Annotated in this window: 17 protein-coding genes and 3 pseudogenes; 14 read left to right on the forward strand and 6 right to left on the reverse strand. The window is 74.7% G+C overall.

Annotation, left to right across the window (positions count from 1 at the left end):
- The 4 genes and pseudogenes from BJF79_RS15460 to BJF79_RS15475 all read left to right on the forward strand — a co-directional run.
- Positions 1 to 441, forward strand: a 441-nt coding sequence (locus tag BJF79_RS15460) for a PucR family transcriptional regulator (protein WP_262402077.1), incomplete at its 5' end; no start/stop codon positions are given.
- 88 nt (positions 442 to 529) lie between these two features.
- Positions 530 to 2,235, forward strand: a pseudogene (locus BJF79_RS15465) (GMC oxidoreductase).
- Between the two features lie 174 nt (positions 2,236 to 2,409).
- The gene (locus BJF79_RS15470; protein ID WP_143219946.1) at positions 2,410 to 3,351 is read left to right on the forward strand and encodes a hypothetical protein; all 942 of its coding nucleotides are present in this window, start codon (positions 2,410 to 2,412) and stop codon (positions 3,349 to 3,351) included.
- A gap of 52 nt (positions 3,352 to 3,403) precedes the next feature.
- Positions 3,404 to 3,949: an SMI1/KNR4 family protein gene (locus tag BJF79_RS15475; protein WP_075898180.1), complete on the forward strand. Its 546-nt coding sequence runs from the start codon at positions 3,404 to 3,406 to the stop codon at positions 3,947 to 3,949.
- 38 nt (positions 3,950 to 3,987) lie between these two features.
- On the opposite strand, the gene BJF79_RS60080 is transcribed toward BJF79_RS15475, so the two are convergent.
- Entirely contained in the window at positions 3,988 to 4,278 is a 291-nt protein-coding gene (locus BJF79_RS60080; RefSeq protein ID WP_262402082.1) for a helix-turn-helix domain-containing protein, read from the reverse strand.
- Between the two features lie 90 nt (positions 4,279 to 4,368).
- Positions 4,369 to 4,626: pseudogene (locus BJF79_RS60085) on the reverse strand (hypothetical protein); the annotation flags it as partial.
- 176 nt (positions 4,627 to 4,802) lie between these two features.
- Between BJF79_RS60085 and BJF79_RS15485 the strand changes: the two are divergent.
- Positions 4,803 to 5,345, forward strand: a complete 543-nt coding sequence (locus tag BJF79_RS15485; RefSeq protein ID WP_075898184.1) for a hypothetical protein — start codon at positions 4,803 to 4,805, stop codon at positions 5,343 to 5,345.
- A gap of 90 nt (positions 5,346 to 5,435) precedes the next feature.
- Here BJF79_RS15485 and BJF79_RS15490 read toward each other — a convergent pair whose 3' ends face one another.
- On the reverse strand, positions 5,436 to 5,702 hold the full coding sequence (locus BJF79_RS15490) for a hypothetical protein (protein WP_075898186.1): 267 nt from the start codon (positions 5,700 to 5,702) through the stop codon (positions 5,436 to 5,438).
- A 130-nt stretch (positions 5,703 to 5,832) separates the two neighbouring features.
- Here BJF79_RS15490 and BJF79_RS15495 point away from each other — a divergent pair, with 130 nt between their 5' ends.
- Both BJF79_RS15495 and BJF79_RS66910 read left to right on the forward strand, forming a co-directional pair.
- Complete coding sequence (locus BJF79_RS15495) at positions 5,833 to 6,930, forward strand: NAD(P)/FAD-dependent oxidoreductase (protein WP_410050088.1); 1,098 nt, start codon at positions 5,833 to 5,835, stop codon at positions 6,928 to 6,930.
- Positions 6,888 to 7,082, forward strand: coding sequence for an FAD-dependent oxidoreductase (locus BJF79_RS66910; protein ID WP_410050089.1), 195 nt, complete (start codon positions 6,888 to 6,890; stop codon positions 7,080 to 7,082). Before BJF79_RS15495 ends, BJF79_RS66910 begins: the two co-directional genes overlap by 43 nt.
- Before the next feature lie 12 nt (positions 7,083 to 7,094).
- On the opposite strand, the gene BJF79_RS15500 is transcribed toward BJF79_RS66910, so the two are convergent.
- On the reverse strand, positions 7,095 to 7,556 hold the full coding sequence (locus BJF79_RS15500) for a MarR family winged helix-turn-helix transcriptional regulator (protein WP_075898188.1): 462 nt from the start codon (positions 7,554 to 7,556) through the stop codon (positions 7,095 to 7,097).
- A 191-nt stretch (positions 7,557 to 7,747) separates the two neighbouring features.
- Here BJF79_RS15500 and BJF79_RS60090 point away from each other — a divergent pair.
- Positions 7,748 to 8,098 (forward strand): annotated as a pseudogene (locus BJF79_RS60090) (MFS transporter); the annotation flags it as partial.
- A 157-nt stretch (positions 8,099 to 8,255) separates the two neighbouring features.
- On the forward strand, positions 8,256 to 9,167 hold the full coding sequence (locus tag BJF79_RS60095) for an MFS transporter (RefSeq protein ID WP_262402078.1): 912 nt from the start codon (positions 8,256 to 8,258) through the stop codon (positions 9,165 to 9,167).
- A gap of 31 nt (positions 9,168 to 9,198) precedes the next feature.
- Here the strand turns inward: BJF79_RS60095 and BJF79_RS15510 are convergent, their stop codons facing one another.
- Positions 9,199 to 9,315 carry a hypothetical protein gene (locus BJF79_RS15510; protein WP_262402079.1) on the reverse strand — a complete coding sequence of 39 codons (117 nt, stop codon included), beginning with the start codon at positions 9,313 to 9,315 and terminating at the stop codon, positions 9,199 to 9,201.
- On the opposite strand from BJF79_RS15510, the gene BJF79_RS53295 reads away from it, so the two are divergent.
- Complete coding sequence (locus tag BJF79_RS53295) at positions 9,307 to 9,645, forward strand: hypothetical protein (protein WP_143219948.1); 339 nt, start codon at positions 9,307 to 9,309, stop codon at positions 9,643 to 9,645. The two genes, BJF79_RS15510 and BJF79_RS53295, sit on opposite strands and share 9 nt — an antisense overlap.
- Here BJF79_RS53295 and BJF79_RS15520 read toward each other — a convergent pair.
- Positions 9,635 to 10,810, reverse strand: a complete 1,176-nt coding sequence (locus BJF79_RS15520) for an Ig-like domain-containing protein (protein ID WP_262402080.1) — start codon at positions 10,808 to 10,810, stop codon at positions 9,635 to 9,637. The genes BJF79_RS53295 and BJF79_RS15520 overlap by 11 nt on opposite strands.
- Before the next feature lie 588 nt (positions 10,811 to 11,398).
- Here BJF79_RS15520 and BJF79_RS15525 point away from each other — a divergent pair.
- The 4 genes from BJF79_RS15525 (at position 11,399) to BJF79_RS60105 (ending at position 15,496) form a co-directional block, all read left to right on the forward strand.
- Positions 11,399 to 12,679, forward strand: coding sequence for an exopolysaccharide biosynthesis polyprenyl glycosylphosphotransferase (locus BJF79_RS15525; RefSeq protein WP_083733473.1), 1,281 nt, complete (start codon positions 11,399 to 11,401; stop codon positions 12,677 to 12,679).
- Positions 12,676 to 13,998 carry an O-antigen ligase family protein gene (locus tag BJF79_RS15530; RefSeq protein ID WP_083733474.1) on the forward strand — a complete coding sequence of 441 codons (1,323 nt, stop codon included), beginning with the start codon at positions 12,676 to 12,678 and terminating at the stop codon, positions 13,996 to 13,998. Before BJF79_RS15525 ends, BJF79_RS15530 begins: the two co-directional genes overlap by 4 nt.
- A gap of 83 nt (positions 13,999 to 14,081) precedes the next feature.
- Positions 14,082 to 14,609: a lipid II flippase MurJ gene (locus BJF79_RS60100; RefSeq protein ID WP_262402081.1), complete on the forward strand. Its 528-nt coding sequence runs from the start codon at positions 14,082 to 14,084 to the stop codon at positions 14,607 to 14,609.
- Positions 14,606 to 15,496: a lipid II flippase MurJ gene (locus BJF79_RS60105; RefSeq protein WP_075898194.1), complete on the forward strand. Its 891-nt coding sequence runs from the start codon at positions 14,606 to 14,608 to the stop codon at positions 15,494 to 15,496. The genes BJF79_RS60100 and BJF79_RS60105 overlap by 4 nt, the downstream gene beginning before the upstream one ends.
- The last annotated feature ends 104 nt before the right edge of the window (positions 15,497 to 15,600 follow it).

The raw sequence follows: 15,600 nt of genomic DNA on the forward strand, positions 1-15,600 counted from the left end.
GCTGCTCCGCGACTGGGTCGTCGCGCTCGGGCCCGCGGTGCCGCTCGCCCGCGCGCCCGGTCGCTGCGCTGGGCCCGCGAGACGCTCGCACTGGCGGGCCGCGGCGGCATCCCGGCGACCGGTGCGATCCGCAGCGCCGAGCACGTCCCCGCGCTGGTGATCTCCCGCGCGGGCGAGCTGATCGACGACGCCGCCGCGACCCGGCTGGCGCCGCTGCGGCCGCTCCCGCCGGCCCGCCGCGAGCGGCTCGCCGAGACCCTGCTGGCGCTGCTGGAGCACAACTTCAACGCCGCCGACGCCGGACGCCGCCTGCGCGTGCACCCGCAGACCGTCCGGTACCGGCTGCGGCACCTGCAGCATCTTTTCGGCGACGACCTGCGCGACCCGCGCCGCTGCCTGGAACTGGAGCTGATCCTGCGGCGGACATTGTCAACGCCTTGATAACGCGGCGGACGGATCGCGTGTCTTTCTGTATGGTGCGCGACGGGCACGGGGGCCGATAGTCGGGGGCCGTACGTGTGACGAGGTGATGCGCATGACCCGCAAAGCGTTCGACTTCGACGTGATCGTCGTCGGTTCCGGATTCGGCGGCAGCGTCGCGGCGCTGCGGCTCGCCGAGAAGGGGTACCGCGTCGCGGTCCTGGAGGCGGGCCGCCGGTTCGACGAGGACACGCTGCCCAAGACGTCCTGGCGGCTGCGCAAGTACCTGTGGATGCCGCGCCTGGGGTTGCGCGGAATCCAGCGGATGCACCGCGTCGGGGGGAAGGCGGGCGTGCTCGTCCTCGCGGGCGCGGGCGTCGGCGGCGGCTCGCTCGTCTACGCCAACACCCTGTACGAGCCGCCGCGGCCGTTCTTCACCGACAAGGCGTGGGGCCACATCACCGACTGGCAGGACGAGCTGAGGCCGCACTACGACCAGGCCCGCCGGATGCTCGGCGTCGTCACGAACCCGCTGGTCACGCCCGCCGACGAGGCGATCAAGCGGGTCGCGGACCGGATGGGCGCGGGCGACACCTACCACCCGACCCCGGTCGGGGTGTTCTTCGGCGACGAGGCGGACGCCCCGGGGACCCCGCACGACGACCCGTACTTCGGCGCGCCGGGCCCGGCCGCACCACCTGCACCGCCTGCGGGTCCTGCATGATCGGCTGCCGGGTGGGCGCGAAGAACATGCTCACGAAGAACTACCTGTACCTGGCGGAGAAAGCGGGCGTGCAGGTCGTTCCGGACACCATGGTGGTCGGGCTCGACCCCGTCGCGTCGGGCGGCCACCGGGTGACGGTCCAGCGCACCGGGGTCCTGCGCCGCCACCGCCGGACGATCACCGCGGAGCACGTCGTCCTCGCCGCCGGAACCCACGGCACCCAGACCCTGCTGCACCGGATGCGCGACACCGGCCGCCTCCCGCACCTGTCCCCGCGCCTCGGCGAGCTGACCCGGACGAACTCCGAGGCGCTCCTCGGCGCCGAGCGCATGACCGTCTGGCACCGTGACAAGCACGTCGACCACGGCACCGGGCTCGCCATCACTCGTCGTTCCACCCCGACGACAAGACCCACATCGAGCCCACCCGCTACGGCACCGGCAACAACCTGATGGGGTTCATCCGGACGCTGCTCGTCGACGGCGGCGGACGGACGCCGCGCTGGCTGAAGTTCGCGGGCCAGGCCGTGCGGCACCCGACGATCATCCTGCGCGGCCTCTCGCTCAAGGACTGGGCGAACCGCACCGTCATCGCCCTCGTCATGCAGACCGCCGACAACTCGATCACCGTCGCGAGCGGCGCGGACGGCTCGTCGCGCGGCAGGGCGAGGGCGAGCCGAACCCCACGTGGATCCCCATCGCGCACAAGGCCGTCCGGATGCTCGCCGAGGAACTCGACGCGACCCCCGGCGGGACGTGGTTCGACCTGTTCAACATCCCGACGACGGCCCACTTCATCGGCGGCTGCGTCATCGGCGAGACCGCCGGCACCGGGGTCATCGACCCCTACCACCGCGTCCACGGGCACCCCGGCCTGCACATCGTCGACGGCTCCGCCGTCACCGCGAACCTCGGCGTGAACCCGTCGCTGACGATCACCGCGCAGGCCGAGCGCGCGATGTCGCTCTGGCCGAACCGGGGCGAGAAGGATCCCCGCCCGGGCCCGGCGAACCGTACCGCCGCACCGACCGCGTCGCGCCGCACGCACCGTCCGTCCCGGCCGGGGCCCCCGCCGCGCTGCGCCTGCCGTAGCCGACCGCCGGGGCGGGTTCGTCCCGTTCAAGTTGACCTACACACCTTTTGTCACTTGTTGTAATCAAGTGACCGCATAATGTTATAGCGTGCGGCGTATCCGCTTGACGGCGGGTGCGGACGCCGTCGGAAGGCGGCGTCCGTCACCGTGACCGGAGGAGTTGGCAGCGCCCGATGGAAGGAGTGGTCTGCAGCGCGTGCGTCCAGATCCTCGCGCTGATCGTGGCGCTGCTGAGTCCGTCGGCCCAGCCGCTCGCGCGCGTCGTCGAATCCGCGCACGCCCGCGGCTGCCTCTCCTCGCGCACGTCCGCGGAGACGCGCGAGCGGGACGACGAGCCCGAGAACCGTCCGTCCCCGGCGCTCCACGCGATGAGCGCGATGGGCAACGTCAAGGGCTCGGAGTTCAAGTTCAGCCTCTACCGCGGCATCGGCGGCGGACTCCGCGTCGTGACCACGGACGGCGGGGTGGCGCTCACCCTCGAAGGCGGATTCGGCCTCGGCGGCTCGTTCTCCGCGGGCACCGCCGAGGACCTGCCGAAATCCGGCCCCGCCGCCGAAGGGCGGGTCTCGCTGAACGCCCGCGGCCTGCCCGTCCGGCCCCCGGACTTCGGCGTCACCCTCGACTCCGGCGGGACGCTGCAGGGATACACCGACATCAAGGCGGGCAACTACCGCACCCGCTTCTACGGCGAGCCGTACCACCTGACGGGAGACCCAGGGGGCGACGAGGGGATGGGCGCGCCGCTCGTCCGGCGTTCGTGGAGCCTGGGCAGCGAGTTCAAGATCGCGATCAAGTACACCTTCCAGAGCGCGTGGAAGGACATCCTCGACCTGCTGGCCCGGCTCGCCAGGTACCTGCCGTCCGTCCGCTTCTTCCAGATCCCGCTGGCCCGCCCCGTCGATTCGTACTCCGTCTACATGAACGTCGACCGACCGAGCGTCAACCGGGCTTTATGCGTCCGCCTGTGCGAGGAAGGCTGCTGCCGTTCGGTCTCGTCCCGCGCGGGGAACCTGGGCCTGCTGCTGTCGAGCTGCGAGCGCAGGACGCGCAACGCCCGGACGAGCCGCCGCCCGCCCGCCCCCGGCGAAAGCACCGGCCGCCACCGCCCGGTCTGACGGCGAAGACGCCCCCGAGCGGACGTCGGTGGCGGCTGCGAGGATCGCGGGCGTGACGAACACGGACGCTCTCGTCGGACGGGTGAAGGAGCGGGCGCGGTCCGGCTCGGCGGCGCTGCCGCCGCCGGTCGGCGAAGCGGAACTGGAGGCGGCGGAGAGCGCGCTCGGGTTCCGGCTTCCGCCGCTGCTCGCGGACCTGTACCGGAGAATCGCCAACGGGGGCTTCGGGCCCGAGTACCACTTCCTTCCCCTGGTGGGCGAGGGAGAGACGGCCGTCGCCGCCTACCTCGACCAGCGGGCGGAGACCGACGAGCCGTGCTGGCCCGAGGGCGTTCTGCCGATCCTCGAATGGGGCTGCGCCATGTACGCCGCGGTGGACTGCACGAGCGAGTCGTCCACGGTGCTGCTGTTCGAGCCGAACGCCTTCGACGGGGACTGGGCGGAGGTCTGGTTCGTCGACGCCGAGAACCTGGCCGGCTGGCTGGAGACCTGGATGGCGGGAACCGGATGGTACGAGCCGGACGGCGGTGAGGAGATCGAACTTTCGCTCTGGGCGGCCGCCCGGGCACGACTGGAGCCCGCCGCGGAGAATCGTTGACCCCACGGAGCCGACGGGGACGTACCGAACCCGCGGCGTCAGGGCCCGGTGGCCGGGAGGGCGGCGAGCTGGAGGCGTAGGGCGAGGCGGACCTGGGGGGACGCGAGGTCGATCGGGGTCGCCTCGTGCATGCGGCGCAGCCGGTACCGGAGCGTGTTCGGGTGGATCCGGAGTTCGGCGGCCGCGCCCTTCGGGTCGCCGAAGTGGTCGAGCCACGCGGCGAGCGTCGGCAGGAAGGACGTGCCGCGTGCGGCGTCGTGGTCGCGGAGCGCCCCGACCGGGCCGCCGAGGACGCCGGGGCCGATCGCCTTCCGCGCGCGCTCGACCACGACGGCGTCCCACGCGTCCTCCAGCGGGACGACGCCCGCCGCGGCGAGCCGCCCGGACGTGACGAGTTCGTCCAGTTCGGCGGCCTCGGCGCGGGAACGGGGGAGGTCGGCAGCCGAACGGGCCGGGCCGCCGACCGTCGCGTAGCGGCCGGGGTCGCCCACGCGGGCGAGGACGTCGGCGAGCCACGGCGGCGAACCGGGGGCGGTGCCCGCGCCGAGGACGGCGAGGAGCGCGCCGTCGAGGTCGGTGAGGAGCGGGCGCCGCCACCCGAACCGGCGGGCGATCGCCTCCCACAGGTCGAGGTCGCGGCGCGCGTCGGCGGCGTCGCGGTTGGCGAGCACCGCGACGCGCCACGGCGGCGGGTCGGGGACGGCGGGCGGTCGAGCCGTCGCGGAGCGCGGCCCGCAGCTGCTCGGCCGACACCCGGCGGGCGACCTCCGACTCCGCGCGGAGCCGGAGGAGGTGCAGGGCGACGACGGACGCCAGCTCGGTCAGCCGGTGGACGCGTCCGGACGGGATCGGCGTGCGGGCCACCGCCCAGATCGAGCCGAGCCACTCGCCGCCCGCCCGCACGGGGACGACCAGCCGCGGCAGCATCCCGTCCGGCCCGGCCGGGACGAAGATCGGCTCGCCGGACCGGGCCATCTTCCGGAACACGCCGCACGCCCGCAGATGCGCGGTGACCTGCGGCGGGACGCGACGGCCCACGATCGTCGACACCCGTGCGGGGTCGGTGGCGTCCTGCGGGCCGGAGTACGCGAGGACGCGCGACCGCGCGTCCTCGACCGTCACGGGCGCACCCGCGATCTCGGCGGCGGTGTCGGCGAGCGCGAACAGGTCGTCGTGGGCGCCCGGCGATCCGGGGAGCGGCGCGCCCGCACGGTCGACGGCCCCGCGCACAAGCCACACGATGTGCGCCCACGACGCGTCCGGCTGCAACTCGACGAGCGCGGGCCCCGCCCGTCGCCGTCCGCCCGCATGGCCGGGGGCGCGGGCCAGCGTGGGTTCGCCGGTGGACGCGGGCCCGTGCGCGTTCGACGGGCTGTGGGTGGCGGCGGGCTCGTGATGCGGCGCGGGGCCGGGGGTGCCTGCGCGCCCGTCGTGGGGGGAGGCCGGCTCGTGAAACGGCGTGGGGCCGGGGCCGATTTCGCGCTCGTCATCGGTGATCGTGGGCGGCCGCGGCGGCGAGGGGGGCCTTGACCACGACGGCGGCGGCGCCCGCGGCGGCGGCCCGTTCGAGGAGGGCGAGCGCGGCGTCGGGGGTGGTCAGGCCGACGCCGAGGACTAGGTCGCCGGGCTGGCCCGCGGGTTCGCCGGGTTCGGCGAGGACGACGTCGTCGACCGGTCCGGCGCGGCCCTCGACGAGCACCCGGAGGAGTCCCGGGCCGAGGGAGTCGGCCAGGTCGGCCACGCTGATCGCCATGCCTTCAGTGTCGGCGACCTTGTGCGATCCGCACAACCCGGCCGGACGGCGTTGGCCGGATCGGACGAGGCCGGGGTGCGGGTTCGGTACCAGCATCGGGGGTGAGACTCCGCGCAGAGAGGAACGTGCAATGGTCGACTCCGGTGGTCCGCGCCGTGTGGCCGTCGTCGGTGCCGGGATGGTCGGCCTGTCCACCGCCTGGTTCCTGCAGGAACACGGCGTGGACGTCACCGTGTTCGACCGCGCGGGCGTCGCGGCGGGCGCGTCGTGGGGGAACGCGGGCTGGCTGACGCCGGGGCTCGCGACGCCGCTGCCGGAACCGGCCGTCCTGAAGTACGGGGTGCGCGCGGTGCTGAGCCCGTCGTCGCCGGTGTACGTGCCGCCGAGCGCGGACCCTCGGCTGCTGCGGTTCCTCGGCGGGTTCGCGCGCAACAGCACGACGGCGCGCTGGCGGCGCGCGATGGAGTCGCTGGTGCCGATCAACGGGCTGGCGCTGCCGAGCTTCGACGCGCTGGTCGAGGGCGGTGTCGCGGCGGAGACGCGGGACGCCGGCGCGTTCGTCGCCGCGTACCGGACGGCGGCCGAGCGCCGGGTCCTGCTGGAGGAGATCGAGCACATCCGCGCGGCGGGCCAGGCCCTGGAGTTCGAGGCGCTGGACGGCGACGAGGCCCGCAAGCTGGAGCCGCTGCTGTCGGAACGGGTCGGGGCGGCGATCGTGCTGCGCGGCCAGCGGTTCGTCGATCCCGGACGGTTCGTGCACGCCCTCGCCGACGCGGTGCGGGCGCGCGGCGGCGAGATCCGGACGGGTGCGGACGTCGACGCGATGCAGGACGGTCTCGGCGGCGTCGCCGTCCGCGCCGGGGGGCGGGTGGAGGCGTTCGACGCCGCGGTGGTCGCGAGCGGCGTGTGGCTCGGCGAACTCGCGCGCCGGTTCGGCGTCCGGTCGATCGTGCAGGCCGGGCGCGGCTACAGCTTCAGCGTGCCGGTGGAGCGCGTGCCGTCCGGCCCGGTGTACCTGCCGGCGCAGCGGGTGGCGTGCACGCCGCTGGGCGACCGGCTGCGCGTCGCCGGGATGATGGAGTTCCGCCGCCCGGACGCGGCGCTCGACCCCCGCCGGGTGCGGGCGATCGTCGAGGCGGCGCGGCCGATGCTGGACGGCGCCGTCCTGGACGACCGGCGGGACGAGTGGGTCGGTCGCGCCCGTGCACGCGGGACGGCCTGCCGCTGATCGGCGCGACCCGTTCGCCGCACGTGTTCGTCGGCGGCGGGCACGGCATGTGGGGCATCACGCTTGGCCCGGCGACCGGCCGGCTGCTGGCGGAGACGGTCGCGACGGGCCGCCGTCCGGCCGAACTGGCCCCCTTCGACCCGCTGCGCTGATCGCGCGGCGCGTCATTCGGCGTCCGGGTCCATGGCGGACCGGAGGCGGGCGATGAGGTTCTCGAACTCGGCGAGCAGTTCGGGCGGGTAGTCGTTCAGGACGGCGTCCTGGCGGGCGTTGACGGGTTCGAAGAAATCGTCCGCGAGCCGTTTCGCCCGGTCGTGGATGCGCAGCGTGACCATCCGCCGGTCGGCGGCTTCGCGGGTGCGGGTCAGGTGTCCCGCTTCCTCCAGGCGGTCGAGCAGTGCGGTCATGGCGCCGGACGACAGCGCGATGCGGCGTCCGAGACGCGCGGGGGAGAGCGGGGCGCCGCGCTGCTGCGCGGTGGCGATCTCCAGGAGGGCGAACGCGTCGGTGGCGTGCACGCCGAGGACGGTCGCGAACCGGCGGCCCAGTTCGGTGAATTCCGCGCCGTAGGCCCGCAGTCCTTCGACCAGGCGTTCGCGCTGCTCGGCGGCGCCGTTGCGTTCCACGCCGTCCTCCGTTCGCGTTGACAACCGTTCACCGTCCAGCCTACCTTCCCCGTGAAGTCACTCCATCATCAAGATACTTTACTGTGGAGGTACATAGGGTGAGCGAACCCTCTTCCCTGCGGCGCGCGCTCGGGCTCCTGACGATCGCCGTCGGCGTCGCGCTCATCGTGGTCGACGCGACGATCGTCACCGTGATCGTCCCGTCGGTCATCGAGGACCTCGGGATCGGCTCCGTCCAGGCGCAGTGGACGCAGGAGTCCTACGCCATCGTCTTCGCGGCGTTCCTGCTGCTCGCCGGACGCGTCGCCGACATCGTCGGCGCCCCGCGTCTCGTCGCAGGCCTCGTGGCGTTCGGCGCGACCAGCGTGCTCGCCGGCGCCGCCCCGGACGGCGGCCTGCTGGTGGCCGCGCGGTTCCTGCAGGGCGCGGGCGCGGCGATGATCCTGCCCACGTCGCTGTCCCTGCTCAACGCGACCTTCACCGGCGCGGCGCGGGGCCGCGCGTTCGCCGTCTGGGGCTCGACCATCGGCGCCGCGTCGGCGCTCGGGCCGGTCCTCGGCGGCTGGCTCACCGAGCACGCGTCCTGGCGCTGGGCGTTCGGGATCAACGTGCCCCTCACCGTGCTGCTCTGCGCGGGCGCGATGCTGTTCCTCGCGCCGCCCCGGCGGGCGGATCGACGCCCCCGGCGCCGTCCTGTCGGTGTTCGGCCTCGGGCTGCTCGCGTTCGGGCTCGTCGAGGGCCGCCACTACGGCTGGCTCGCGACCGTCCGTCCCCTGGACGTCCTCGGCGCGACCTGGGACGGCGGCCCGTCGCCCGCCCTCGCCGCGCTCGTCCTGGCGGCGGGGCTGCTGGCGGCGTTCGTCCACCGGCAGGTCCGGTCGGCGCGGCGCGGCGACGCCGGGCTGATGGACGTGCGGCTGTTCTCCGTCCCGTCCTTCCGCAACGGCAACGTCGTCACGCTGATCATCGGGATCGGGGAGTTCGGCGTGCTGGCGGTGCTGCCGCTGTGGCTGCAGTTCACCCTCGGGTACGGCGCCCTGGAGGTCGGGCTCGCGCTCGTCCCGCTCGCGGCGGGCAGTTTCGTCGCGAGCGGCGCCGCGTTCGGCATGCCCGTCACGCCGCTCGGCCAGGTGCGGCTGGGGCTGGCCCTGGAGGTCGCCGGGCTCGCGTGGCTCGGGCTCGTCGCGGGCCCCGACAGTCCGTGGTGGTCGATCGCGCTCGCCCTGTTCGGCTACGGGGTCGGCGTCGGGTTCGCGACGGCGCAGGTCACGAACGTCGTGCTCGCGGACGTCCCGCCGCGCAGCGCGGGCCAGGCGGCCGGGATGCAGAGCGCGTTCCGGCAGCTCGGTTCCGCCCTCGGCATCGCGCTGCTGACCACGATGTTCTTCACCGCCCTCGGCGCCCGGCTCCGCGACCGCGTCCCCGCGGACGCCCACGCCCACGTGGACGCCGTCACCGAAAGCGCGGGCGCGCGATCGGGCCGCTGTCCGGACGTCCCGAGACCGCCCCGATCGCGGACGCGGCGCGGGCCGCGCTGGCCGACGGCGTCGCGCTCTGCTCGTACGCGGCCGCGGCGTTCGTCGTCCTCGCGCTCGTCGCGACCGCGCTGATCCCCGCGCCGCGCACCGGGCCGGAGGCGGCCTACGCGGACGGGGTCGCGGTCAGGTAGCGGGTCGGGGTGGTGCCGACGGTACGGCGGAACGCGGCGAGGAACGCGCTGGGCGTCGCGTAGCCGACGGCGTGCGCCGCGTGCGACACCGGGCGGCCCTCGGCGAGCAGCGGGAGGGCCGCCCGCAGCCGCGCGTCCTCGGGCAGGTCGTCGAGGGCGAGGTGGGCGAGCAGCCCGTCGACGGCGACCGGGGTGGGCTCCGTCCAGTCGACGCGGCACCCGGCGGCGCCGCGGTCGCCGGGACGGGCGGGACGGACGCGACGGGCGGCTTCGCGCTCGCACTGACGATCGCCGCCGGGACGCTGGTCGCGGGGGCCGCGCTCATCGCCGTCCTGCTGCGGTCGCCGGGGTCGGGAGAGGGGACCGGCCGGAGCCCGGAGTCCGGGACCCCGGCCGGTCGCGCGGACGTTACGGCTTGAGCGGGGCGGTGGTGACGGGCGTGGTGTCGCCGGTGTTCGACCACTTCGCGAACGGGACCTCCCAGTAGCCCCAGCCGTTCCACCAGTCGAGCTTGCGGGCGGTGCCGGTGATCTTGACGATGTCGCCCCGGTACGACCAGTTGTAGAACCACTTCGCGTCGTTCCCCGGGGAGCGGACGCAGCCGTGGCTGCAGTTGCGGTTGCCGAGGCAGGACGGGTCGTCCATGTTCTGGTGGATGTACTCGCCGCTGTTGGAGATGCGGGTCGCCCACGGGACCTGCTCGTCGTACCAGCCGGGGTCGCCCTCCTTCTTGCCGGGCGGGCGCATCCGCTCCATGCGGCTGCGGTCCATGGTGAGGTGGACGCCGCTGGTGGTGAGCAGGTGGTCGACGCCGTCGGCCCACACGTCGCCGCCCGCGCCGAGGCTGACGCCCCAGCTGCGGACCGTCTCGCCGTTCTTCTGCACGACGAGCTTGTGCGTTTTGGCGTTGATGGTGACGACGTGCGAGTCGCCGATCTTGAACTTCCGGGAGACGTCCTTGGCGCCGAACACGTCGTCGCCGATCTTCAGGCCCGCGTAGTGGACCCGAAGCGACACCTCCTGGTTCGGCTCCCACGGCTTCTTCGGGCGGAAGACCAGGGACGGCAGGCCGTTGAAGGAGTGGCCCTTGTCGAGCCAGCGCCACGAACCGACCGTCGGTTTCGTCGACGACAGTTCGACGCTCTTCTCGACCAGCGGCTTCGCCCGCTCGGGGACTTCCTTGTTGAACTGGATGAAGATCGGCATTCCGGTGCCGACGGTCTCCCCGGCGCTCGGCACCACGTTGTTGATCCTGGTGGCGGCGACGGCGGTGCTGGTCCGGAAGGCGCTCGCGGCGGTGGCCGTCTTGCCCGCGGGGGAGGTCGCGGTGGCCTGCACCCGGTAGTCGCCGCCGGGCTGGAGCGTCCAGGACGAGCGCCACGTCGTCTTGTCGGCGGTGAGCGCGCCGGCACCGGCTTTCCCTTGAGCGTGACGGCGACCGCGCCGAGCGTCCCGCCGGACGCCTTGACGACGACGCCCTGGTCCGGACGGGCGCGCGCGTCGCCGTTCGCCGGTGCGATCGTCACCGTCGGCGATGCGGGCTCGGTCTTCTCGGCGGTGACGCCGCCGCCCCCGCCGCCGCACGCCGTCGCCAGTCCGAGGACCAGCGCCATGGCCAAGGCCGTCTTGCCTCGCACCGTTCTCCTCTTGTCAGGGGGATCGAAACCGATCTTGTAGACGACGATTCTCCCGTGCCGGTTCGTCCGTCGTTAGGTATTTCCCGAAGCCCGTCCGGCGTTTCAGGGGAACATCTGCGAACAGGTGCGAATTATCGGTATTTGCGCAGGTCAGGTATGGAAATCGATCTTCTTCTCAAGAGCGGGGAGCGCCTTGTTAAAGGCAGCGGTTCGGGTCGTGGTGTCCTGCGAAGCTTGACCGTGGCCACCTGCGCGAACGTCCCCGTCGGCGGTGACGGGACGCGCGCCCGGGCCCGGCATGCGGCCGCCTGAGACCGCGGCATGGTGAGTCTTCGGCATGAAGGGACGCGCGCGATGAGTGCCCAGGGCTTGAGTCCCTCCATCGACCCCGGGACCCGACCGGACCTCGCCCCGGACGGTTCCGCCGCGCTCGTCCCCGGCATGCCGCTCGTCCCGTACCGCCGCCGGACGCCCGGCCCGCGCCTGCTGCCCGCGCTCTACCCCGCCTGCCTCGCCGTCGCCGACGCCTGGGCAGATGGCGGTCGCGGTGTCGGCCGCGTCGTCCGGACGGCCGCACGGCGGGCTGCCCGCCGCGGCCGCCGCGGCGCTCGTCGGGCTGAACGCGACCGGCGGGCTGTACCGGCCGCGGCGCGGCCCGTCGCTGCTCGCCGACCTGCGCGCGGTGCTCGTCCGGGTGCTGCTGGTCGGGACGGTCGCGGCGCTGCTCCTCGCGGTCCGCCCGCTCGCCTGGCTGTGCTCCTCGCGCTCGCCGCGACCGTCCCGGTCGCGCCCGCGCGCTCGCGAACGGCGCGGCCCGCACCTACCGGTGCCGCCGCTCCCGGTCGCGTCCCGCCCTGGTCGTAGGTGTCGGCGCACGTCCGGGCACCTGGTCGACCTGCTGCGGGTACGCGGCGAGTTCGGGCTCGCACCGGTCGGGCAGGTCGCCGCCGGGGCGGTCGCCGCCGGGCCGGAGGGGACGGACGGTGCGCCGCTGCCCGTCCTCGGCGGCGTCGCCGACGTGCCGGCGCTCGTCGAGGAGCACGGGGTCGGCACCCTGCTCGTCGTCGCCGAGGACGTCGCGCCGGGCCACCTGGACGCCGTCCTGCGGATCTCGTTCGGCCTCGCCTGCGAGACGCTGCTGGTGCAGCCCCCGGCGGCCGTCCCGATCGAGCCGGGCCGCCGCGAGTACCTCGCCGGGCTGCCCTGCGCGCGGGTCGGCTGGCCGCTGCGCGAGCCCGGCCCGCGCTGCGCCAAACGGCTGCTGGACGTCGCCGTCGGGTGCGTCCTGCTGGTCGCCGCGGCGCCGCTGCTCGCCGCGTGCGCCGTCGCGGTGCGGCTGGAGGGCGGGCCGGGCGTGCTGTTCCGGCAGCGGCGGATCGGGCTCGGCGGCGAGGAGTTCGTCCTGCTGAAGTTCCGCACGCTGAAGCCCGCGGACGAGCAGGAGTCCGACACCCGCTGGACCGTGCGGGGCGACCCCCGCATGGGCCCGGTCGGCCGGTTCCTGCGCGACACGTCCCTGGACGAGCTGCCGCAACTGTGGAACGTCGTGCGCGGCGACATGAGCCTCGTCGGCCCGCGCCCCGAACGCCCCCACTTCGTCGAGCAGTTCTCCCGCTCCTGCCCCGGCTACATGCTGCGGCACCGCGTGCCCGTCGGGATGACCGGCTGGGCGCAGGTGCACGGCTTCCGGGGCGACACCTCCATCGAACTGCGCGCGCGCCTGGACAACCACTACATCGACCACTGGTCGTTCGGCGCCGACCTCAAGATCCTGCTGCTGACCGTCCGGGCCGTCCTCGGGCGGGACAGCGGATGACCGGCGCGTGGTGGAGGCGCCCGAGCTGGACCGCGGCGGCCACCGTCGCCTGCGTGGGCGTCCCGCACGGCGACCGGGCGTTCGGCCCCGGCGTGCAGGTCACCGCCGGGGATCTCGCGAGCGTCGTGCTGATGGCGACGGCCGCGGTGCTGGTCGTCCGCGGCCGGACGCCCGTGCCCCGCGCGGCCCTGTGGGCGTTCGGCCCGCTGATCGCGGCGCTCGGCGCCGGCACCGTGTTCTCGTCCGACGTCGCGGCGAGCGTCCCCGGATTCCTGCGCGACCTGCAGATCTTCGTGCTGGTGCCGCTCGCGGTCGTCCTGGTGTGCCGGGACCGCCGCGACCTCGGCATCGTCTGCGGCGCCGTGCTCGGCCTCGGCTTCGCGGAGGCCGGGTACGGGATCTGGCAGGCCGCGACGGGCAACGGCGCGGCGATCGACGGCGCCAACGTGCGGGCCGTCGGGACGTTCGGCGCGACCGACGTCATGGCGATGTCGGTCGTCGCCGCGTTCGCGTTCGCGGTGCTGACGGCGTTCGCGCTCGCGGGCGTGCGGCGCACCCGCGGGACCGTCCCGGGCGCCCTCGCCGGGCTCGCGCTGCTGGGCGCGGCGCTCGTCCTCGCGCTCAGCCGGGGGACGTGGCTGGCGCTCGGCGTCGCGGTCGTGCTGATGCTCGTGCTGTTCGACCGCTGGGTCGCGGTCAAGACGCTCGCGTGCGGCGCCGCGCTGACGCTGCTGGTCGGGGTGTTCGCGGGCGGCGACTCGTCCGCCGTGACGGCGCGCGCGCGGTCCATGATGGGTTCCGTCTCCGAACCGGACCAGTCGGTGAACGACCGGTACCACCTGTGGGCCGCCGCCCAGCGCATGTGGCAGGACAACCCCGTGATGGGCGTCGGGGTAAAGAACTTCGCCGAATACCGCGACACCTATGCCGGGATCGAACTCTCGTCCGGCAGCGAGACCCACGACCCGGTGAACGGGTACCTGCGGCAGCCGCTGCTGTCGCCGCACAACCAGTACCTGCTGGTCCTCGCCGAACAGGGCGTCGTCGGCCTCGCCGGGTTCGCGGCGCTGTTCGCGGCGATCGCCGGCGGCCTGTGGCGGCGCTGCCGCCCCCGCGACCCGTACTGGCTCGCCGCCGTCGGATGCACGACGTTCCTGCTGGTCAACTTCCTGTACTCGGACCTCGGCGGGCCCACGTCCGTGCTCTACGCGACCCTCATCGGCGTCGCCGCCGCCCGCGCGTTCGGCCTGCGCCGCCCCGCCCCCGCGCTCGTCGACCGGCACGGCTTCCGCGTGCACGAACTCGAAGGCGTCCGATGACGGCCACGGCGAGCGGGACACGGACCGCCGGAAGCCGCGGCGCGCCCCCCGGAACGTCCCGGACGCCCCGGACGTCCGGGTCCGTGGGGCGTGCGGCGGTGCTGTCGGGGGTGCTGGTCGCCGCCGGGACCGGGCTCGGGTTCCTGCGCGACCTCGTGATGGCGCACCTGTTCGGCGCGAGCCGCGGCACCGACGCGTTCCTCGTCGCCTGGACCATCCCGGAGACGGTGTCGCCGCTGCTCATCGAGGACGCGATGGCGCTGCTGATGGTGCCGGTCGTGACCCGGCTGCTCGCCCGCGGCGACGGGCTGCGCCCCTTCGCCCGCCGCACCCTGCCGCGCCTGGTCGCGGGCCTCGCCGTCGTCACGGTGACGCTCGCGCTCGCGGCCCCGGCGGTCGTCGGGCTGCTCGCGCCCGGCCTGCCGGGACACGGGCCCGCGGTCCTGTGCGTCCGGCTGACCGCCGTCACCGTCGTGACGTTCGGCGTCGCCGGGTTCATGAGCGCGACGCTGCGGGCCCACCACCGGTTCGGGCCGCCCGCCGCGATCTACGCCGCCTACAACGTGGGGATCCTCGCGCTGATCGCGGGCCTGTCGGCGCCGCGGGGGTGACGAGCGCCGCGATCGGCGTCGCCTGCGGCAGCGTCCTGATGGTCGCGGTGCAGACCCCCGCGTTCGTCCGGTGCCTGCGGGAGGCGCCGCCGCACCGGGGCCTGCCCGCGGACGGGCTGCGCCTCGGCCTCGCGGCCGTCGCGCCCGTCGTGGTGTACACGGTGACGCGGCAGGCGCAGGTGTTCGTGGAACGGTTCATCGGCTCGGGCCTCGAAGCCGGATCGATCTCGCAGCTGAACTACGCGCAGAAGGTCGCGCAGGTCCCGATGATCATGTCGCTGCTGATCGTGACGGTGACGTTCCCGCGGCTCGCCCGCGCCTCCGCGGACGGCGACGTGCGCGGCGTCGCCCGCCGCGTCCGGCAGGACCTCGCCGCCGCGGGCGCGATGGTGCTGTGCGCGACGTCGTTCCTGGTCGCGTTCGCGCCGACGGTCGTCGAGGTGCTGTTCGAGCACGGCGAGTTCGGCGCGGACGACACCCGCGGCACCGCCGCGATCATGCGGGTGTACGCGCTCGGCCTGTGGGGGCAGATGGCCGTCGGCCTCGCCGCCCGCGCGTTCTTCGCGCAGGGCCGTCCGATGTGGGGGCCCGCCGGGGTGCTGGCCACCGGGCGCGTCATGACCGCCGCGATCGGGGCGGCGTTCGCCGCGTCCGCCGGGACCGCCGCGCTCGCCGCGCGAACGCCGCCGGGATCACGCTCGCCGCGCTCCTGCTGCTGGCCGGGCTGCGCCTCCAGGTCGCGCCCATCGCGGTGCGCGGCATCGCCGCCGACACCGGACGGCTCCTGCTCGCGTCCGTCGGGGCCTGCGCCGCCGGGCGCTCGCGGCGGACGCGCTCGGGACGGACGCGCCCGCCCCGCTCGTCCTCGCCACCGGCCGGCCTGGTGACCGTCGCGACTTCGCGCTCCTGCTCGCCCTGGCCGGCCGCGACCTCGCCCGCCCGTGGCTCGCCCCGGCGCGTCGCGCTCGCCGCCGCGGGCCGCTCGCGGGAC

Origin of the sequence: Actinomadura sp. CNU-125 (genome assembly GCF_001942465.1) — a bacterium.
GTDB lineage: Bacteria > Actinomycetota > Actinomycetes > Streptosporangiales > Streptosporangiaceae > Spirillospora.